The organism is Rhodobium orientis (assembly GCF_003258835.1).
Classification (GTDB): Bacteria; Pseudomonadota; Alphaproteobacteria; order Rhizobiales; family Rhodobiaceae; genus Rhodobium; species Rhodobium orientis.
Genome location: NZ_NPEV01000005.1, coordinates 124,896 through 141,696 on the forward strand (window position 1 = coordinate 124,896; position 16,801 = coordinate 141,696).

Genomic DNA, 16,801 nt, shown 5'->3' on the forward strand with positions numbered 1-16,801 from the left:
CTTTTCGATGAAAATCTGTGTTGCAGGCGCCGCCGGAGCCTTCGGGCGAAAGCATCTGGATGCGCTGGCCAAGATCGACGAGGTCGAGGTCGTCTCCGTCGTCGGCGGCGGACCGGACGACATCGACGCCTTCGCGGCCGAGCGCGGCATTCCGCACGCCACCAAGGATCTCGCCGATAGCCTTGCGCGCGACGACGTCGAGGCCGTGATCCTCGCCACCCCGACCCAGATCCACGCCGCCCAGGCGATCCAGTGCATGAAGGCCGGCAAGCATGTGCTGGTCGAGATCCCGATGGCCGACAACCTGGCGGACTCCCGGGAAGTCGTGAAGGTCCAGCAGGAAACGGGCCTGACCGCCATGGCCGGCCATGTGCGGCGCTTCAATCCGAGCCACCAGTGGATCCACAACAAGATCGAGGCCGGCGAGATCAAGGTGCTGCAAATGGACGTGCAGACCTTCTTCTTCCGCCGCTCCAACCTCAATGCGCTCGGCGAGCCGCGCACCTGGACCGACCACCTGCTGTGGCACCACGCCTGCCACACGGTCGACCTCTTCCAGTACCAGACCGGCGAGACGGCTTCCGAGGCCATGGGCGTGCAGGGGCCGGTGCATCCGGAGCTCGGCATCACCATGGACATGGGCATCGTCATGAAGGTGCCGTCGGGGGCGCTCTGCACCCTGTCGCTGTCCTTCAACAATGACGGCCCGCTCGGCACCTATTTCCGCTATATCTGCAACAACGGCACCTACATCGCCCGCTACGACGACCTCTTCAACGGCAAGGAAGAACAGATCGACCTTTCCGGCGTCGCCGTCTCCAACAACGGCATCGAGCTGATCGACCGGGAATTCGTCTCCGCCATCGCCGAGGGGTGTGAGCCGAATGGCTCGGTTGCCCAGTGCCTGCCGGCGATGGAAACTCTGGACAAGATCGAGAAGTCGTTCCAGTCCTAGGCGAGCCAGTCGCAGCGAAACAGCGGAGACAGCCTTGCAACAGCGCAAACTCGGCCCCTTCGACAGTTCCGCGGTCGCCGTCGGCTGCATGAACCTGTCCCACGCCTACGGCACGCCGCCGGGCGAGGAGGCGGGGTCCGAGCTGCTGCTGAAGGCGCTCGATCTCGGCTACACGCTGTTCGACACGGCCGCGCTCTACGGCTTCGGCGAGAACGAGAAGCTGGTCGGCAGGACGCTGTCGGCGCGGCGCGACGCGTTCCTGCTCGCCAGCAAGTGCGGCATGGACAAGAACGCGGAGGGAAAGCGCGAGATCAATGGCCGGCCGGACGTGCTGCGCCGGACGGTGGAGAACTCGCTGAGGAACCTCAAGACCGACGTCCTCGACCTTTGCTACCTGCACCGCTGGGACAAGTCCGTGCCGGTCGAGGAGAGCATCGGTGCGCTCGCCGACATGGTGGGCGAAGGCAAGATCAGGACGATCGGCCTGTCGGAGGTCTCGGCCGCCACCGTGAAGAAGGCCCATGCCGTCCACCCCGTCACCGCGGTGCAGTCCGAATACTCGCTGTGGACGCGGAACCCGGAAATCGGCGTCATCGAGGCTTGCGCGGAAATCGGCGCGGCCTTCGTCGCGTTCTCGCCGCTGGCCCGCAAGTTCCTCACCGGCACGCTGCGGGACGTCGCCGTGCTTGAGGACAAGGATTTGCGCAAGGGCATGCCGCGGTTCCAGCCGGACACCTATGCCAGGAACCTTGCGCTGCTCGACGGGTTCGCGGAGATCGCGAAAGACGCGGGCTGTTCCATGGCCGAGCTGGCGCTTGCCTGGGTGCTGGCCAAGGGCGACCACATCATCGCGCTGCCCGGCACCACCCGCCTCGACCATCTGGCCGAGAATGCAGGCGCGGCGGACGTGACGCTCTCGCCGGAGACGATTGCCCGCTGCGAGGCGCTCATCAACGAAAAGACGGTGCACGGTCCGCGCTATCCGGCCGGAACGCAAAAGGAAATCGATACGGAGGAGTTCGCGCAAAGCGAAGTCTGACGATCCCATACGACCGGTCGGACGCGCCAAGAAAAAAACCGGCCGGATGACATCAAGGAAACCCAAAGGGAGAGCACGATGAAGAAAATCCTGATGACTGCCGCAGCGGCCACGGCCGTTGCGCTCGCCAGCTTCGCGCCGGCCAGTGCCGCCGACGTCACGCTCCGCCTCGGCCATCTGTGGCCGTCGGTCGCCGGCATCCACAAGGATCTCCTGGCGAAATGGGGCGAGAAGGTCGAGGCCGACTCCGAGGGCCGTATCTCGGTAGAGATCTATCCCTCGTCGACCCTGGCCAAGCCGCCGGCTCAGTACGAATCGGTGAAGACCGGCATCATGGATGCCACAATGACCATCCAGGGCTATTCGGCGAACCGCTTTCCGCTGACCCAGATCGTGGAGCTGCCGGGCCTTGCCAAGAACGGCAAGCACGGCTCCTGCATCCTGCAGGGCCTGTACGACGAAGGCCTACTCGCCGACGAATATGCCGACACCCATCCGCTGTTCCTGATGACGCACGGCCCCGGCCTGATCCATACCGCCGACAAGGCCGTCAAGGTGCCGGCCGATCTCGCCGGCCTGCGCATCCGCCGGCCGACCACGGTCGTCGCCAAGCTGCTGGAGGACTTCGGTGCCCAGCCGGTCGGCATGCCGGCCCCGGCTTCCTACCAGTCGATGCAGCGCGGCGTCATCGACGGCGTGGCGCTGCCCTGGGAGGGCGCGCTGGCGTTCCGCCTCAACGAACTGGCAAAGCATCACACCGAGGTCGGTGGCCTCTATACGCTCTCCTTCGTCGTCGCCATGAACAAGAGCGTCTATGACGGCCTGCCGGACGACCTGAAGAAGATCATCGACGCCAACAGCGGCAAGGAATGGTCCGAGAAGGGCGGCGCGGTCTTCGACGCGCTCGACGTCAAGGGCCGCAAGCAGGCCGAGGAGGCCGGCCACGAGATCATCGAGATCGAGGGCGGCATCGACAATCCGGACTGGAAGCCGGCGCTGACCGGTGCGACCGAGGCCTACATCAAGGAGCTCGAAGACAAGGGCCTGCCCGGCCAGAAGGTCTACGACCGGGCCCTGGAACTGGCCCAGAGCTGCCGCTAGGCAGCCGGACGAGGGGAGTTAAGCGATCGTGCGCCTCCTGACGAACGTCATCCGCCGTATTGCGCACGCCATGCACATGGTGGCCGGCGTTCTCCTCATCGTCATGGCCGTGACGGTCTTGATCGAGGTCGTTACCCGCGCCCTGTTCGGGATGACGGACGGCGGCCTCGATCTGACCATCCGCGGCGGCGTGGAGATCGTCAGCTACAGCCTCCTGTTCATGGTGCTGTTTGCACTGCCCTATTCGGTCAGCCGCGGCCAGGTCATCGTCGACCTCTTTACCGAAAACATGAGCGAGCGGCTGAAGATGCTGCTCGCCGGCATCTATACGCTCGGGTTCAGCTTCCTGGGGTTCGCAATGGCCACCCGCTTCTACGAGAGCGTCGAACGGGTCGCCATGACCGGCGAGACCACCCAGGACCTGCTGATCCCGCTCACCTACATCTATGCGATCAGCGCGTTTGCGACCTTCATGCTCGGCTTGCGCGGGCTGTTCGTCGCCATCGATGAGATCGGCAAAGGGCTGAAGACCTCATGAGTGCGTCGGTGATTGGATATATCTGTATCGCCGGCATGCTGGCGCTGATCGCGGTCCGCTGCCCGGTCTCGCTGGCCATGGCGGCAACCGGCTTCGTCGGTTTCGGCCTCATCGTGGCGTTCCCGCCGGCCTTTTCGATCCTCGATACCGGGCCGTTCGAAACGCTCACCAATTTCGATTTCAGTCCGATCCCGATGTTCATCCTGATGGGGGTGTTTGCCTCCAAGGCGAAGATGTCGGCGGAGCTGTTCTCCGGGGCGCGAACGCTGTTCGGCGGCTGGCGGGGCGGCATGGCGCTTGCCGCGGTTACCTCCTGCGGCGTCTTTTCCGCGATTTCCGGCTCGTCGCTGGCGACTGCCGCCAGCATGGCCCGGGTCGCGCTGCCGGAGATGCGAAAGCGCGGCTATGCCTCGTCGTTGGCGACCGGAACGCTTGCCGCCGGCGGCACCCTCGGCATCATGATCCCGCCCTCGATCGCGCTCTTGCTCTACGCGCTGATCACCGAACAGTCGGTCGGCCAGATGTTCATTGCCGGCATCATGCCGGGCATCCTCGGCCTCATCCTTTACTGCGTGGCGATCGCCATCCTCGTCGCCGTCCGGCCGAACCTTGCGACCCCCGGCGATCCGACGACGCTCAAGGAAAAGATCGTCGGCCTCAAGGGCCTTGCCCCGTTCGGCGGCATCTTCGCCTTCATCATCGGCGGCATCTATGGCGGCTTCTTCACGCCGACCGAGGCTGCCGCCGTCGGCGCCGCCGGCACCTTCCTCATCGCCCTTGTCCGCGGCCTGTCGCTGGTCCAGTTCCGCGAGGCGATCGAGGAGACGCTGTTCCTGTCCGCCATGATCTTCTTCATGATCATCGGCGCGGAGATCTTCGGCACCTTCCTGACGGTGTCGCGCATCTCCTTCACGCTGGTCGAGTTCGTCGGCAGCCTCGGCCTGCCGCCCTATGCCATCCTGCTGGCGGTCCTGCTGCTCTACATGCTGCTCGGCTGTGTCATGGACAGCATCGCCATGCTGCTCCTGACGGTGCCGGTCGTGTTCCCGATCGTGACGGCGGCGGGCTTCGATCCGATCTGGTTCGGCGTCATCTCCGTCATCACCGTGGAACTCGGCCTGATCACGCCGCCTGTCGGCATGAATGTCTTCGTCATCAAGACGGTTGCACCGGAAGTCCCGATCCGCGAAATCTTCAAGGGCGTCTTCCCGTTCGTCCTTTCCGACATGGTTCGGCTCGGTCTTCTCATCCTCTTCCCTTGGCTCGCGCTCGGATTGCTCTAGGATTTCATCATATGATCGAATCCAAATGGTCACAGGAATACAGCGTCGGCGATGAGGCCATCGACGACGACCACAAGGGTCTGTTCCAGCTCATCGACATGCTGCAGCATGCCGATCGCAGCGAGATCGACATGGCCGAAATCATCGCCGAGCTGGAGGATTACGCGGAAGAGCACTTCGCGCGCGAAGAGATCTATATGCGCGACGAGGGCTTCCCCGACCTCAAGCACCACATCGAGGAGCACAAGGCGTTCGTGGAATGGCTTGAGACCATCAAGAAGACCTATCGGCGGGCGGCGGAAAGCCCGTTCCAGGTCGGCGAGGTGGTCAACGACTTCCTGGTGGAATGGCTGCGCAACCACATCATGACCGAGGACATGAAGTACCGCGACTACATCCTCGCCAAGAAGAAGGAACCGGCCTGACGCCAAGCGCCGGGTCCCGCTGCGGTCCCATCTCTTATCGGATATCGTGACGGAAGGGCCGATGCGGCGACGGGAGGGTGGCTGCCGCCGCCCGGCCCTGACGTGTCGTGTCGAGCGCTCTTACAGGTGGTTGAGCGGATAGCGGCGCGGCCGCAGCCCGCCCTGGAACCAGGTCACGAAACTCTCGATCGAAAACACCGGCAGCCCGGTGGTGACCCGGATGTCGTCGGCATAGGGCATCATGTTGGTGCATTCCAGCACGATGGCGCCGAGGTCGGGATTTCCCGCCTGCAGGTCGCGGGCGGCCTCCACATTGTCGCGGCGGGCGGCCTCCACGTCCATTTCCATTTCGTCGGACAAGACGACCCGGCTGAACTCCCGGCCGCGCTCGGTCGAGCCGATCGGCGTGTCGAGCGGCACATTGGCCTTTGACAGATGCTCCTCCGTCAGCGTCGAGCCGGAAATCGTCAGGATGCCGGCGCGCCGGCCTTTCGGCAGGAGCTGGTTGACGAGGTTGACCTGCATCAGCGACGAGGTGGCAACGGGCACCTCCACGGCATCGGCGAGCTCCTGCTGGAACAGCGACAGGAAGCCGCAATTGGTGGTGATGCCGTCGACGCCGTCGGCAACCAGGTCGCGGGCCGCCCGGATGAAGGCATCGAGCAGGCCCTCCGCCCGCTTGCGCACCACCCGGTCCGGCGAGGCCTCGCGCACGACCCGGTAGAGCACGGGGAAGGGCCACGTCTCGGCATTGCCCATGTCCCCGGGGATGCGCGGAAATTTGGCATCCAGCATCAGGATGCCGACGGAAGCGCCATAGATCGATTTGCCACCCGTTACCCTCATGGGAACTCCTTTCAGTTGCTTGACCCCATGGCCAAGGCCGTGCCTACTCTCAATGGTCCAGCTTAACGATACCACCAAAAGGTCAGGACATAAGGAGTTCCAGCGTCACATGGGCCAGGCCTTTTCCAATCAGTTGACCGGGGCGGAGGCGATGGTCCTCATGCTCCAGCGCCACGGCGTGAAGCACATGTTCGGACTGTGCGGCGACACCACGCTGCCGTTCTACGATGCGCTTTCCCGGCTCGACCACGGCATTACCCATTTCCTGACCCGCGACGAACGCCATGCCGCCTATATGGCCGACGGCTATGCCCGGGTCACCGGACGGCCGGGCGTCTGCGAGGGCCCGTCCGGGGGCGGGGCGACCTACATCCTTCCCGGCGTCGTGGAAGCCAATGAAAGCTCGATCCCGATCCTTGCCATCACCACGGACGTCTCGACGACGGCGCGCGGCCGCTATCCGCTGACCGAACTCGACCAGACGGCGCTGTTCCGGCCGCTGACCAAGTGGAACGCCTCGCTGGACGATGCCGGCCGGCTGCCGGCGATGGTGCGCGCCGCGTTCCGGGCGATGACCACCGGGCGGCCCGGAACGGCGCATCTGGCGTTTCCGTTCGACACCCAGAAGGGGCCGGTCGACGGGGAGGAGATCTGGGTCGACGAACGGCACAGGACCTTTCCGGCGGAACCCGCAGCGCCCGATCCGGCGGCCATCCGGGAGGCGGCGAAGCTTCTCGCCAATGCCCGCTCCGCCGTCCTCGTCTGCGGCGGCGGCCCCGTGATTTCGGGTGCCGAGGCCGAACTGAAGGCGCTTGCCCACCGGCTGGACCTGGCGGTCGCCACATCGGTGTCCGGCCAGGGGGCGATCGCCGAAACCGATCCCCAGGCGCTCGGCGTCGTCGGCTCCAATGGCGGGGTGGCGGCGACCCGCGCCGTCGTCGATGCCGCCGACCTCGTCGTCTTCGTCGGCTGCCGCACCGGTTCGGTGACGACGGAGCGCTGGCGCTCGCCGCCGCCGGGCCGCCCGGTCATCCATATCGACAGCGATCCGATGGTGATCGGCGCCAACTACCCCACCGAGGTCGCCATCGCCGCCGATGCCAGGCTGGCGCTGGCCGCCCTCAACGCCGAACTGGAGGCGATGGGCGCAGCAGAGCCGCAGGACGGGCGGGCACGGGCCGCCGCCGCCTGGAAGGCGAAGCTGGCCGATTTCGCGCCGCTGGCGGCAAGCACCGAGACGCCGATCCGCCCGGAGCGGGTCATCCAGGCGCTTTCCGAGCTCCTTGACGACGATGCCATCATCGTCGCCGATCCGGGAACGCCGTGCCCCTATTTCTCGGCCCATTACCGCTGGCGCAAGGCCGGGCGCCACTTCATCACCAACCGCGGCCACGGCGGACTGGGCTATGCCCTCGGGGCCGCCATGGGCGCCCATGTGGGCCGGCCGGACGTCAGGACGGTGGCGGTGATGGGCGACGGCTCGTTCGGCTTCTGCGTCGGCGAGTTCGAGACGATCACGCGCTACCGGATGCCGATCACCTCGATCGTCTTTTCCAATTCGGTCTTCGGCTGGATCAAGGCCGGCCAGAATTCCGGCTTCGGCCAGCGCTTCTACAATGTCGACTTTTCGAGCACCGACCATGCCGCGGTGGCGGCCGCCTACGGCATCAAGTCCTGGCGGGTCGAGGATCCGGCCGAGCTTTCCGGCGTCCTTCGCGAGGCACTCGCCCATGACGGGCCGACGCTCGTCGACGTGATTTCCCAGCCGCTGCACGAAGCGGCGGCGCCGGTCTCGGAATGGGTGGCGTGATCCGGTGCGACAGTATTCATCGATAATATGTCGATGATTTGTTGTTAAAATACCGATCGGTGATACCATGACCGCAATAGGCGCAAAAGCGCCAGGGGAACAACATGGCTGAGGGTGGACAAGACCGGGAAACCGGCCGCAAGACCGTTGCGGTCGTCGGTGCGGGGATCGTCGGGGTGGCGAGCGCGCTGTGGCTGCAGCGCGACGGCCACGACGTGGTGCTGATCGACAGGGGCGAACCGGGCGACGGCACCAGCTACGGCAATGGCGGCATTCTGGCGTCCTGCGCCGTCGTGCCGGTGACCGTGCCGGGGCTGTTCCTGAAGGCCCCGAAGATGCTGTTCAGCCCCAACGAGCCGCTGTTCCTGAAGTGGTCGTACCTGCCGAAGCTGATGCCCTGGCTGCTGCGCTACATCAGCCACGCCAACGCCAAGGACACCAAGCGCATCGCCGAGGCGCTATGCCCCATCATCGGCGACAGCCTTGCCGACCACCAGGCGCTTGCCGCCGGCACGCCGGCGGAAAAATGGCTGGTGCCGAGCGACTATCTCTACCTCTACCGCGACCGCGCCCATTTCGAGGAAGACGCCTTCGGCTGGTCGGTCCGGAAGGTCCACCGCTTCGAATGGGACGAACTGGAAGGACCGGAATTCCAGGCCTACGACCCGGTGTTCGCAAAGGAAATCGGCTTTGCCGCGGTCTTGAAGAACCACGGGCGGATCGCCGATCCGGGTCGCTATGTGAAGGACCTCGCCGCCCATTTCGTCGCCAATGGCGGGCGGCGGATCACCGCCGAGGTCACCGATTTTTCCCGTGAGAACGGCAGGGTGACGGGTGTCCGCGCCGGCGGCGAGACGATCCCGTGCGAGGCCGCCGTGCTGGCGACCGGCTCCTGGTCGAAGGACCTGACGGGCAAGCTCGGCCTTACCGTGCCGCTGGAAAGCGAGCGCGGCTACCACATCGAGCTCTTCGAGCCGAGCATGATGCCGAAGTCGCCGTCGATGATTGCGTCCGGCAAGTTCGTCGCAACGCCCATGGAAGGCCGGCTCCGGCTTGCCGGTATCGTCGAATTCGGCGGCCTTGAGGCCTCGCCCTCGCGCGCTCCGTTCGATCTCCTGATGCGCAACATCACGGCGGCGATCCCCGGCCTGACCTGGAAAAAGACCGAGGAATGGATGGGCCACAGGCCGGCGCCGTCGGACTCCATCCCGCTGATCGGCCCGGTTCCGGGCGTTGAAAACGCCTATCTCGGCTACGGCCACCACCATGTGGGCCTGACCGGCGGGCCGAAGACCGGACGGCTGATTTCGCAGATGATTTCCGGCAAGACGCCGAATATCGACCTTGCACCCTATGCGCCTTCGCGATTTCAATAGGATCAGGCGGACCAGTATGCCGTCCAACAGAGGGAGAACACCGATGAAACGACTCGCAACGCTTCTTGCGACGACAGCACTCGTCGCGGTCGGCGCCACGTCCGCCCTGGCGGAGAAGTGGGACATGCCGCTCGCCTATGCGGCAACCAATTACCACTCGGAGAACGCCGCCGAATTCGCCGCCTGCGTGACCAAGGGCACCGATGGCGCGATCGAGGTCGTCACCCATCCGTCCGGCTCGCTGTTCAAGGGCAACGAGATCAAGCGCGCGGTGCAGACCGGCCAGGCGCCCATCGGCGAGCGCCTCCTGTCCGCCCACCAGAACGAGAACCCGATCTTCGGCGTCGATTCCATTCCGTTCCTGGCGACTTCGTTCGACGCCCACGAAAAGCTCTGGAAGGCGGCCCAGGACACCGTCAAGAAGGCCCTGGAAGAGCAGAACCTCGTCTATCTCTATTCCGTGCCGTGGCCGCCCCAGGGGCTCTACGTCAACAAGGCGGTGGACTCGGTGGAAGACCTCAAGGGCATCAAGTTCCGCTCCTATTCCACCGCCACCGCCCGCATGGCCGAGCTGACCGGCATGCTGCCGGTGCAGGTGGAAGCGGCCGAACTCAGCCAGGCGCTCGCCACCGGCGTTGCCGAGGCCTTCATCTCGTCCGGTGCCACCGGCTACGACCGCAAGGTCTGGGAGCACCTGTCGCACTTCTACGAGGTCGACGCCTGGCTGCCGCGCAACGCCATCTTCGTCAACAAGGATAGCTGGGACGGTCTCGACGAGGCGACAAAGACCGTGTTCACCGACTGCGCCGCGACGGCCAAGGCCAACGGCCTGCAGCGCGCCAAGGACTACACCCAGTTCACGCTGGATGGCCTGAAGGAAGGCGGCATGACCGTCGGTCCGGCGAGCGACCAGCTCGTCAAGGATCTCAAGGCGATCGGCGATACCATGACCAACGAATGGCTGGAAAGCGCCGGCGACGAAGGCAAGGCCGTCATCGACGCCTACAAGGCCATGTGACCGCGCAGCTTTTTTCGGGGCCGGCGCTTTGCCGCCGGCCCCGTTTTGGGCGGACACCATCTCAAACCGGACGGGGGTTTCATGGCGGCGATCGGCCGGACGTTGAGGCGCGTTCTCGACCTTCTCTATCTCGGCGGCGGCGTCATCGCGGCGCTCTTCATGATCGCCATCCTCGTCATCATCGTCCTGCAGATGCTGGCGCGCTGGACCGGCCACGTCTTTCCCGGAGCCACCGACTATGCCGGCTACTGCATGGCCGGGGCGTCGTTCTTCGCCTTTGCCTATGCGCTCAACCACGGCGCCCATATCCGCGTCTCGATCCTTCTCAACGCGCTCGGCAAGCATAGGCGCTGGCTGGAGATCTGGTGCTTTGCCATCGGCGCGGCGACGGCCAGCTATTTCGCCTGGTTCGCCGTCCGCGGCACCTACTGGTCGCACAAGCTGAACGACATCAGCCAGGGGCTCGACGCGACGCCGGTCTGGATCCCGCAGCTCTCCATGGCGGCCGGAACGGTGCTTCTGGCGGTCGCGTTCTGGGACCACCTGATCCGCCTCATCCTCACCGGCCAGCACGGCATCACGGCCGACACGGTCGACCAGAGCCACGGCGAATAGGGGCGGACCTATGGAACAGCTTGCGCCGATTGCCGTCTTCCTTTTCGTCCTCTTCCTGCTTCTCGGTACCGGCATCTGGGTCGGGCTGGCGCTGCTCGGCGTCGCGTTCGTCGGCATGGAGCTCTTCACCAGCCGCGGTCCCGGCGATGCCATGATCACGACGATCTGGACGTCGTCCTCGTCGTGGACGCTTACGGCGCTGCCGCTGTTCATCTGGATGGGCGAGATCCTCTACCGCACGCGCCTGTCGGAGGACATGTTCCGCGGCCTGTCGCCATGGATGGCGCGGCTGCCGGGCGGGCTGATCCACACCAACATCGTCGGCTGCACGGTGTTTGCCGCGGTCTCCGGCTCGTCGGCGGCGACGCTGACCACCGTCGGCAAGATGTCGATCCCGGAGCTGCGCCAGCGCAACTATCCCGAACACATGATCATCGGCACGCTGGCCGGCGCCGCCACGCTCGGGCTGATGATCCCGCCCTCGCTGACGCTCATCGTCTACGGCGTCTCGATCAACGAATCCGTCACCAAGCTGTTCATGGCCGGCGTTCTTCCCGGCATCGTGCTGGCGGCGATGTTCATGACCTATGTGGCGGTCTACTCCAAAGTGGCGCGCAACTTCGACCCGACGCCCGACCCGGAGATGAGCCTCTGGGAGAAGCTGAAGAACTCGCGCTTCCTGATCCCGGTCATCTGCCTCATCCTGCTCGTCATCGGTTCCATGTATCTGGGCTTTGCCACGGCGACGGAAGCGGCCGCCTTCGGCGTCATCGGTTCCCTGACCCTTGCCGCGGGCCAGCGCTCGCTGACGTTCTCGACCTTCATCGAGAGCCTGATGGGTGCGACCCGAACCTCGGCGATGATCGCGCTCATTCTCGCCGGCGCCGCCTTCCTGTCGCTGTCCATGGGCTTTACCGGGCTGCCGCGCGGGCTCGCCGCCTTCATCGGCTCCATGGAGCTGACGCGGTTCGAACTGCTGATGGCGCTGCTCGTCTTCTACATCGTACTCGGCTGCTTCCTCGACGGCATCTCCTCCGTCGTCCTTACCATGGCCGTCATCGAGCCGATGATCCGCGCCGCCGGCATCGACGTCATCTGGTTCGGCATCTTCATCGTCGTCGTCGTGGAGATGGCGCAGATCACGCCGCCGATCGGTTTCAACCTCTTCGTCCTGCAGGGCATGACCGACCACGAAATGAACGTCATCGCCCGCGCCGCCTTTCCGATGTTCCTGATCATGGTGGTGATGGTCTTCGTGCTGATCGCCTTTCCGGATCTCGCCACCTGGCTGCCGGACAATATGCGCACGCGGCCGGGCGGCTAGTACGATGGGGGCACGGCACATGAACGGGGCTGTTTGTCGGCGCGGCCGGCAATGATCGCCCGTCTCTTGCGCCTTGTGGCGGCGAACGGGCGCCTGGTGCTGGTCGCCGGGCTGGTTTGCGGCGTCGCCTTTCCCGGCCTTGCCGCGGCGATGAAACCGTACCTGCCGGAAATCGTCGCCGGGCTCCTCTTCATCGCCGCGTTCCGGATCGGCCCGCGCGAGGCGGCGGGAAAGCTGCGCGACCTCGGTTCCGGCGCCGGCATCGTCGGGCTCTACCAACTCCTGCTGCCGCTCGGCCTTGCCCTCGGTTTTCTGTTCCTTGGGATTTCCGCGCCGCTCGCCGCGGGCCTCGTGCTGATGGCGGCAGCGCCCTCGATCTCCGGCAGCCCGAACCTGACGCTGCTTGCCGGCAGCGATCCGGCGCCGGCCCTGCGGCTCCTGCTGATGGGCACCGCTGCCGTGCCTCTGACGGTCGTGCCCGTCTTCTGGGCGACGCCGGCGCTCGGCGATGCCGGGGTCGTCGCAGCGGCCGCCCTGAGGCTTCTCATCCTGATCGTCGGGGCCGGTGCGGCCGCCTTTGTCCTGCGCCGGCTGATCCTCAAAACCCCGACGCCGGAGGCGCTGCAGGTCGTCGATGGCATTTCGGCGCTGGCACTGGCGGTCGCCGTCATCGGCCTGATGGCGGCCGTCGGTCCGGCGCTGCGCGAAGAGCCCTTGCGCCTCGTCGGCACGCTCGCCTTTGCCTTTGCCGCCAATTTCGGACTTCAGATCGCCGCCTTCGTCGTCCTCGGCGCGCTGGGTGTCAGCCGCGAGCGGGTGGCGTTTTCCATCGTCGCCGGCAATCGCAACATCGCGCTCTTCCTGACCGCGCTGCCGGCCGCCATCACCGATCCGCTGCTCCTCTTCATCGGCTGCTACCAGATCCCGATGTACCTGACGCCGCTGATCCTCGGCCGGCTTTACGCGGGGGCGAAGGCGGACGGCCCGCGCGCATGACAACGGGCCAACGGGCCGGCGCTTTTCGCCGGCCCGTTGGCCCGCCGATTGTTCCGGCTAGTGATTCTTGGCGAAGCGCATGCCGCGCTTGACCTCGTCGATCGCCATGTCGGTCAACTGGATCGCCTTGACGCGGTGGCCGCCCTTGTTGCGGCTGGCCTTTTCCAGCTCCCTGCGGGCCTCGAGCAGGTGCTGGATGGCGCGCTCCATGAACACCTGTTGATTGTTGCCGGCGAAGGACGGGGCCGGCTGAATGGCAATGGCGGTGCCGAGCACGGCGGCGAGGGCGAGGACACGAGTGGGCGTGGCGAAAGACATGGGCGATTCTCCCTGGCAATGTTTCGATGCGGCCAGTGTGAGGGGCGAACTGGTTGCGATTGTGTTGACGCCGCGGGACGACGGCGACGCCGCTAGGCGCCGGCGAGGGCGGCGGCCTGGCGCGCCACGTCGGCGACGTCGAGGCTGAGCGCGAGGCCGGCGTCCTCCAGATCGTCGAGTTGGAACCAGCGCGCCTCCAGCGCGTCGTCGCCGGCGACCGGCGTTCCGGCAACGAAATCGCACAGGACCGCGATCAGCACGTAGTGCCGGCGCAGCCGTCCGTCGTCGTCCTTGTCGAAGGCGTCGACGGCGGTGAAGACCTGGCGCGCGCGGCCCTCAATCCCGGTCTCTTCTAAGAGTTCGCGGACGGCGGCGCGTTCGATCGGCTCGCCGGCCTCGATCTTGCCGCCGGGAAAGCCCCAGCGGCCGGCATCGGGCGGATTGGCGCGGCGCACGAGGAGGATGCGGTCCTCGTGCCAGACGGCGGCGATGGTCGCCGGAATGGGGTAGGGATGAGGGCTTGTGGTCGCGATATCGGGCATGCGGGTCTTTTCGGTTTCTTTCGGAGAGGTCAGGCCGGAATGACCCGCGCCAGCGTCTCGGCTTTCAGCAGCGTGCAGAGGTCGCCGGCCGGTTCCTGCGGGTTGTCGGAGCGGAGCATCCTGAGGTCTATAGCGGGAAGGGGCGGCAGGCCGGCATCCTTGCCAAGGCAGATCATATCGTCCGGCAGGCCGTGGCCGGTGCGCACGGCGATGCCGAGGCTGGAGCGAAGCGCACCCCAGATGCCGGGCAGGCTTGGCGTCGTCACCGCGGCACGCCAGCGCGTTGCCGCCCGGTCGAGGGCCGCAAGGGCCGCCTGGCGGAACAGGCAGGGGTGGTCGAAGAGGACGAGGGGGACAGGGGGGGCCGCCGGAGCGTATGTCTCATGGGCGAGCCAACGCATCGGCATCGTGCCGAGGCGCTCGCCGTCGCCGGCTGCGCCTTCGGCGAAAAAGGCGATGGCGCCGTCGAGGCGGCCGGCGCGGACGTGGTCCTGCAGGAGGTGGTTCGGGCCGGCGCGGACGTCCACATGGACCCCCGGATGGCGCTCGGCGAATGCCGCGAGCGTTGCCGGCATGATGTCGTCGAAGAAATCCTGCGGCAGGCCGAGGCGCACCGTCGCCGGCACGGCCGCGGCACCGAGGGCGCGGGCCGCTTCGTCGTTGAGGGCGACGATCCGCCGTGCATAGGCGGCGAGCGCCTCGCCGGCCTCGGTGGGAACGAGGCCTCGCCCCTTGCGCTCGAAGAGGCGCGTGCCGGCCTGCTGCTCCAGCTTCTTCAACTGCATGCTGATCGCCGACTGCGACCGGCCGAGCTGTATGGCCGCCCGGGCGAAGCTGCCGAGCTCGATGCCGGCGACCATGGTGCGCAGGGCGTCGATGTCGAAGGTGGAGTTCACTTCAGGAAACCGAATGTCTGAGTTCAATCATTTTCGCTATTCGAAAGTCTATGATGTTGCTAGCCTTGCGGTCAATATCGCGGAGCGGCCTTCGGGTGCTCCGGCCCGGGCAAGGCGAGGAGCGGCACCAAGGACATGGCGACGACGTCGGGGACTGCAGCGGACAACAACCGGGACGCCATGACGATCGTCGTTGCGGGCGGCATCGTGCTGGCGCTCGCCTTCGGCGTGCGATCGGTCTTCGGCGGCATTGTCGAGCCCCTGTCCAACGATCTCTTCGGCGGCCGGATCGACGTCTTTTCGCTGTCGATCGCGATCCAGAACCTTGTCTGGGGGCTCGCCCAGCCGGCGTTCGGCATCGTCGCCGACAGGTTCGGCGACCGGCGCGCGCTGTGGCTCGGATTTGGCTGCTATGTGGCGGGCATGCTGATCTGCGTTATCGGCACGACGCCGTTCGCCCAGCACATGGGGGCGGGCGTCCTCGTCGGCATGGGGATTTCCGGAACCGCATTCGGCACAGTCCTTGCCGTCGTTGGTCGCTCGGCGCCGGAGGAAAAGCGCGCCAGCTATCTCGGCATTGCATCGGCCATCGGATCGGCCGGCCAGGTCGCCCTGCCGCTCATGGTCGCCTGGTTGATCGAGTTCCTCGACTGGCGGATGACGCTCATCGTCATCACCGCGATGCTGGCGCCGATGGCGCTTTGCATCCCGTTCCTGAAGGTCAGGACGGGTCCGGCGGCGGCACCCGCCGATGCGGAGAAGATGACGCGGACCATCCGCCAGGCCTTCGGGCATTCAAGCTATCTGCTGCTGGCCGCCGGGTTCTTCGTCTGCGGCTTCCACCTCGCCTTCATCACCGCGCATCTGCCGAACTATGTGCAGAATTTTTGTATGTCGACGGCCTCGGCCGCGGAGTTGCGGGCGCTGGGCTTACGGGCGCTGGCGCTCGCCGGGCTTGCCAACATCTTCGGCACGCTCTTCGCCTCGCGGCTCGGCACGCGGTTCCCAAAACCCTATGTGCTGGCCGCAATCTATGCACTGAGGGCCGTCGTCATCCTCGCCTTCATCACGCTGCCGGTGACGCCGGCCTCGGTGATGATCTTTGCGCTCGTCATGGGGGTGTTGTGGCTTTCCACCGTGCCGCTGACCAGTGCCCTGGTGCTGACGATGTTCGGGCCGCGGGCGATGGGAACGCTGTTCGGCTTCGTGTTCCTGTCCCACCAGCTCGGCAGTTTCGCCGGGGTCTGGCTCGGTGGCGTGTTCTTCGAGCGCACTGGCAGCTACGACCAGGTCTGGTACCTGGCGATCGCCCTCGGCGTGCTCTCGGCCATCGCCCATCTGGTCGTGCAGGAGCGGGCGGCACCGCGGCCGGAGCCGGCCTTCGGCGGGTGAGGGACGCCGCTCAGGCCTGCTGGCCCTTCAGGCCGTCGAGGAAATCGGCATTGGGGCAAATGTCGCAATAGGCCGGCTTTTCCTCCGTCTCCATGCGCTCCAGGCAGGTGTCGTAGTGCTGGCAGTTCATGCATTGACGGGCGCAGGCGACGAGTTCCTCTTCGAGGCCGCCGTCGACGATGCGCTTCATCTCAAGGCCGTGCCGGTCCATCATTTCGCCCAGCACCACCTCGCGCCGGGTCTTCATCCGTTTCCTCAGCCGGTCGACGACCAGATAGCCGGCTGCCGCCAGAACCAGGATCGTGACCAACGCCCAACCAAACGACT

General features: G+C 66.0%; 18 protein-coding genes. 13 read left to right on the plus strand and 5 right to left on the minus strand.

Annotated features, from left to right (window positions below; genetic code table 11):
• The first annotated feature begins 7 nt into the window (after positions 1-7).
• The 6 genes from CH339_RS04265 to CH339_RS04290 all read left to right on the plus strand — a co-directional run bounded on the left by CH339_RS04265 (position 8) and on the right by CH339_RS04290 (position 5,341).
• A complete protein-coding gene (locus CH339_RS04265) occupies positions 8-955 on the plus strand; it encodes a Gfo/Idh/MocA family oxidoreductase (RefSeq protein ID WP_111433039.1) in 948 nt (315 codons plus the stop codon).
• Positions 956-989: 34 nt separating this feature from the next.
• Positions 990-1,994, plus strand: coding sequence for an aldo/keto reductase (locus CH339_RS04270; RefSeq protein WP_111433040.1), 1,005 nt, complete (start codon positions 990-992; stop codon positions 1,992-1,994).
• Positions 1,995-2,072: 78 nt separating this feature from the next.
• Positions 2,073-3,095 carry a TRAP transporter substrate-binding protein gene (locus CH339_RS04275; protein ID WP_111433041.1) on the plus strand — a complete coding sequence of 341 codons (1,023 nt, stop codon included), beginning with the start codon at positions 2,073-2,075 and terminating at the stop codon, positions 3,093-3,095.
• A 28-nt stretch (positions 3,096-3,123) separates the two neighbouring features.
• Positions 3,124-3,633 carry a TRAP transporter small permease gene (locus CH339_RS04280; protein ID WP_201240909.1) on the plus strand — a complete coding sequence of 170 codons (510 nt, stop codon included), beginning with the start codon at positions 3,124-3,126 and terminating at the stop codon, positions 3,631-3,633.
• An 8-nt stretch (positions 3,634-3,641) separates the two neighbouring features.
• Positions 3,642-4,916, plus strand: coding sequence for a TRAP transporter large permease (locus CH339_RS04285; RefSeq protein WP_210207369.1), 1,275 nt, complete (start codon positions 3,642-3,644; stop codon positions 4,914-4,916).
• Positions 4,917-4,927: 11 nt separating this feature from the next.
• Entirely contained in the window at positions 4,928-5,341 is a 414-nt protein-coding gene (locus CH339_RS04290; protein WP_111433044.1) for a bacteriohemerythrin, read from the plus strand.
• A gap of 120 nt (positions 5,342-5,461) precedes the next feature.
• Here CH339_RS04290 and CH339_RS04295 read toward each other — a convergent pair whose 3' ends face one another.
• Entirely contained in the window at positions 5,462-6,187 is a 726-nt protein-coding gene (locus tag CH339_RS04295) for an aspartate/glutamate racemase family protein (RefSeq protein WP_111433045.1), read from the minus strand.
• Between the two features lie 109 nt (positions 6,188-6,296).
• Between CH339_RS04295 and CH339_RS04300 the strand changes: the two genes are divergently transcribed.
• The 6 genes from CH339_RS04300 (at position 6,297) to CH339_RS04325 (ending at position 13,326) form a co-directional block, all read left to right on the plus strand.
• Complete coding sequence (locus CH339_RS04300) at positions 6,297-7,997, plus strand: thiamine pyrophosphate-binding protein (protein WP_111433046.1); 1,701 nt, start codon at positions 6,297-6,299, stop codon at positions 7,995-7,997.
• A gap of 104 nt (positions 7,998-8,101) precedes the next feature.
• Positions 8,102-9,373: an NAD(P)/FAD-dependent oxidoreductase gene (locus CH339_RS04305; protein WP_111433047.1), complete on the plus strand. Its 1,272-nt coding sequence runs from the start codon at positions 8,102-8,104 to the stop codon at positions 9,371-9,373.
• A gap of 43 nt (positions 9,374-9,416) precedes the next feature.
• Positions 9,417-10,391 (plus strand): TRAP transporter substrate-binding protein, encoded by a 975-nt coding sequence (locus tag CH339_RS04310; protein WP_111433048.1) that lies wholly within the window; start codon positions 9,417-9,419, stop codon positions 10,389-10,391.
• Between the two features lie 81 nt (positions 10,392-10,472).
• Positions 10,473-11,006, plus strand: a complete 534-nt coding sequence (locus CH339_RS04315) for a TRAP transporter small permease (RefSeq protein WP_111433049.1) — start codon at positions 10,473-10,475, stop codon at positions 11,004-11,006.
• Between the two features lie 10 nt (positions 11,007-11,016).
• Positions 11,017-12,330: a TRAP transporter large permease gene (locus tag CH339_RS04320; RefSeq protein ID WP_111433050.1), complete on the plus strand. Its 1,314-nt coding sequence runs from the start codon at positions 11,017-11,019 to the stop codon at positions 12,328-12,330.
• Between the two features lie 51 nt (positions 12,331-12,381).
• Entirely contained in the window at positions 12,382-13,326 is a 945-nt protein-coding gene (locus CH339_RS04325) for a hypothetical protein (RefSeq protein ID WP_111433051.1), read from the plus strand.
• A 57-nt stretch (positions 13,327-13,383) separates the two neighbouring features.
• On the opposite strand, the gene CH339_RS04330 is transcribed toward CH339_RS04325, so the two are convergent.
• From CH339_RS04330 to CH339_RS04340, 3 genes are all read right to left on the minus strand, one after another.
• Positions 13,384-13,644, minus strand: coding sequence for a hypothetical protein (locus CH339_RS04330; RefSeq protein WP_111433052.1), 261 nt, complete (start codon positions 13,642-13,644; stop codon positions 13,384-13,386).
• A 92-nt stretch (positions 13,645-13,736) separates the two neighbouring features.
• Positions 13,737-14,186, minus strand: a complete 450-nt coding sequence (locus CH339_RS04335; RefSeq protein ID WP_111433053.1) for an NUDIX hydrolase — start codon at positions 14,184-14,186, stop codon at positions 13,737-13,739.
• A gap of 29 nt (positions 14,187-14,215) precedes the next feature.
• Positions 14,216-15,109, minus strand: coding sequence for a LysR substrate-binding domain-containing protein (locus CH339_RS04340; protein WP_201240908.1), 894 nt, complete (start codon positions 15,107-15,109; stop codon positions 14,216-14,218).
• A gap of 108 nt (positions 15,110-15,217) precedes the next feature.
• Here CH339_RS04340 and CH339_RS04345 point away from each other — a divergent pair, with 108 nt between their 5' ends.
• Positions 15,218-16,474, plus strand: a complete 1,257-nt coding sequence (locus CH339_RS04345; protein ID WP_111433054.1) for an MFS transporter — start codon at positions 15,218-15,220, stop codon at positions 16,472-16,474.
• Positions 16,475-16,484: 10 nt separating this feature from the next.
• Here CH339_RS04345 and CH339_RS24575 read toward each other — a convergent pair.
• Positions 16,485-16,801 (minus strand): DUF6455 family protein (locus CH339_RS24575; protein WP_170138400.1); only part of this gene is annotated, 317 nt, incomplete at its 5' end.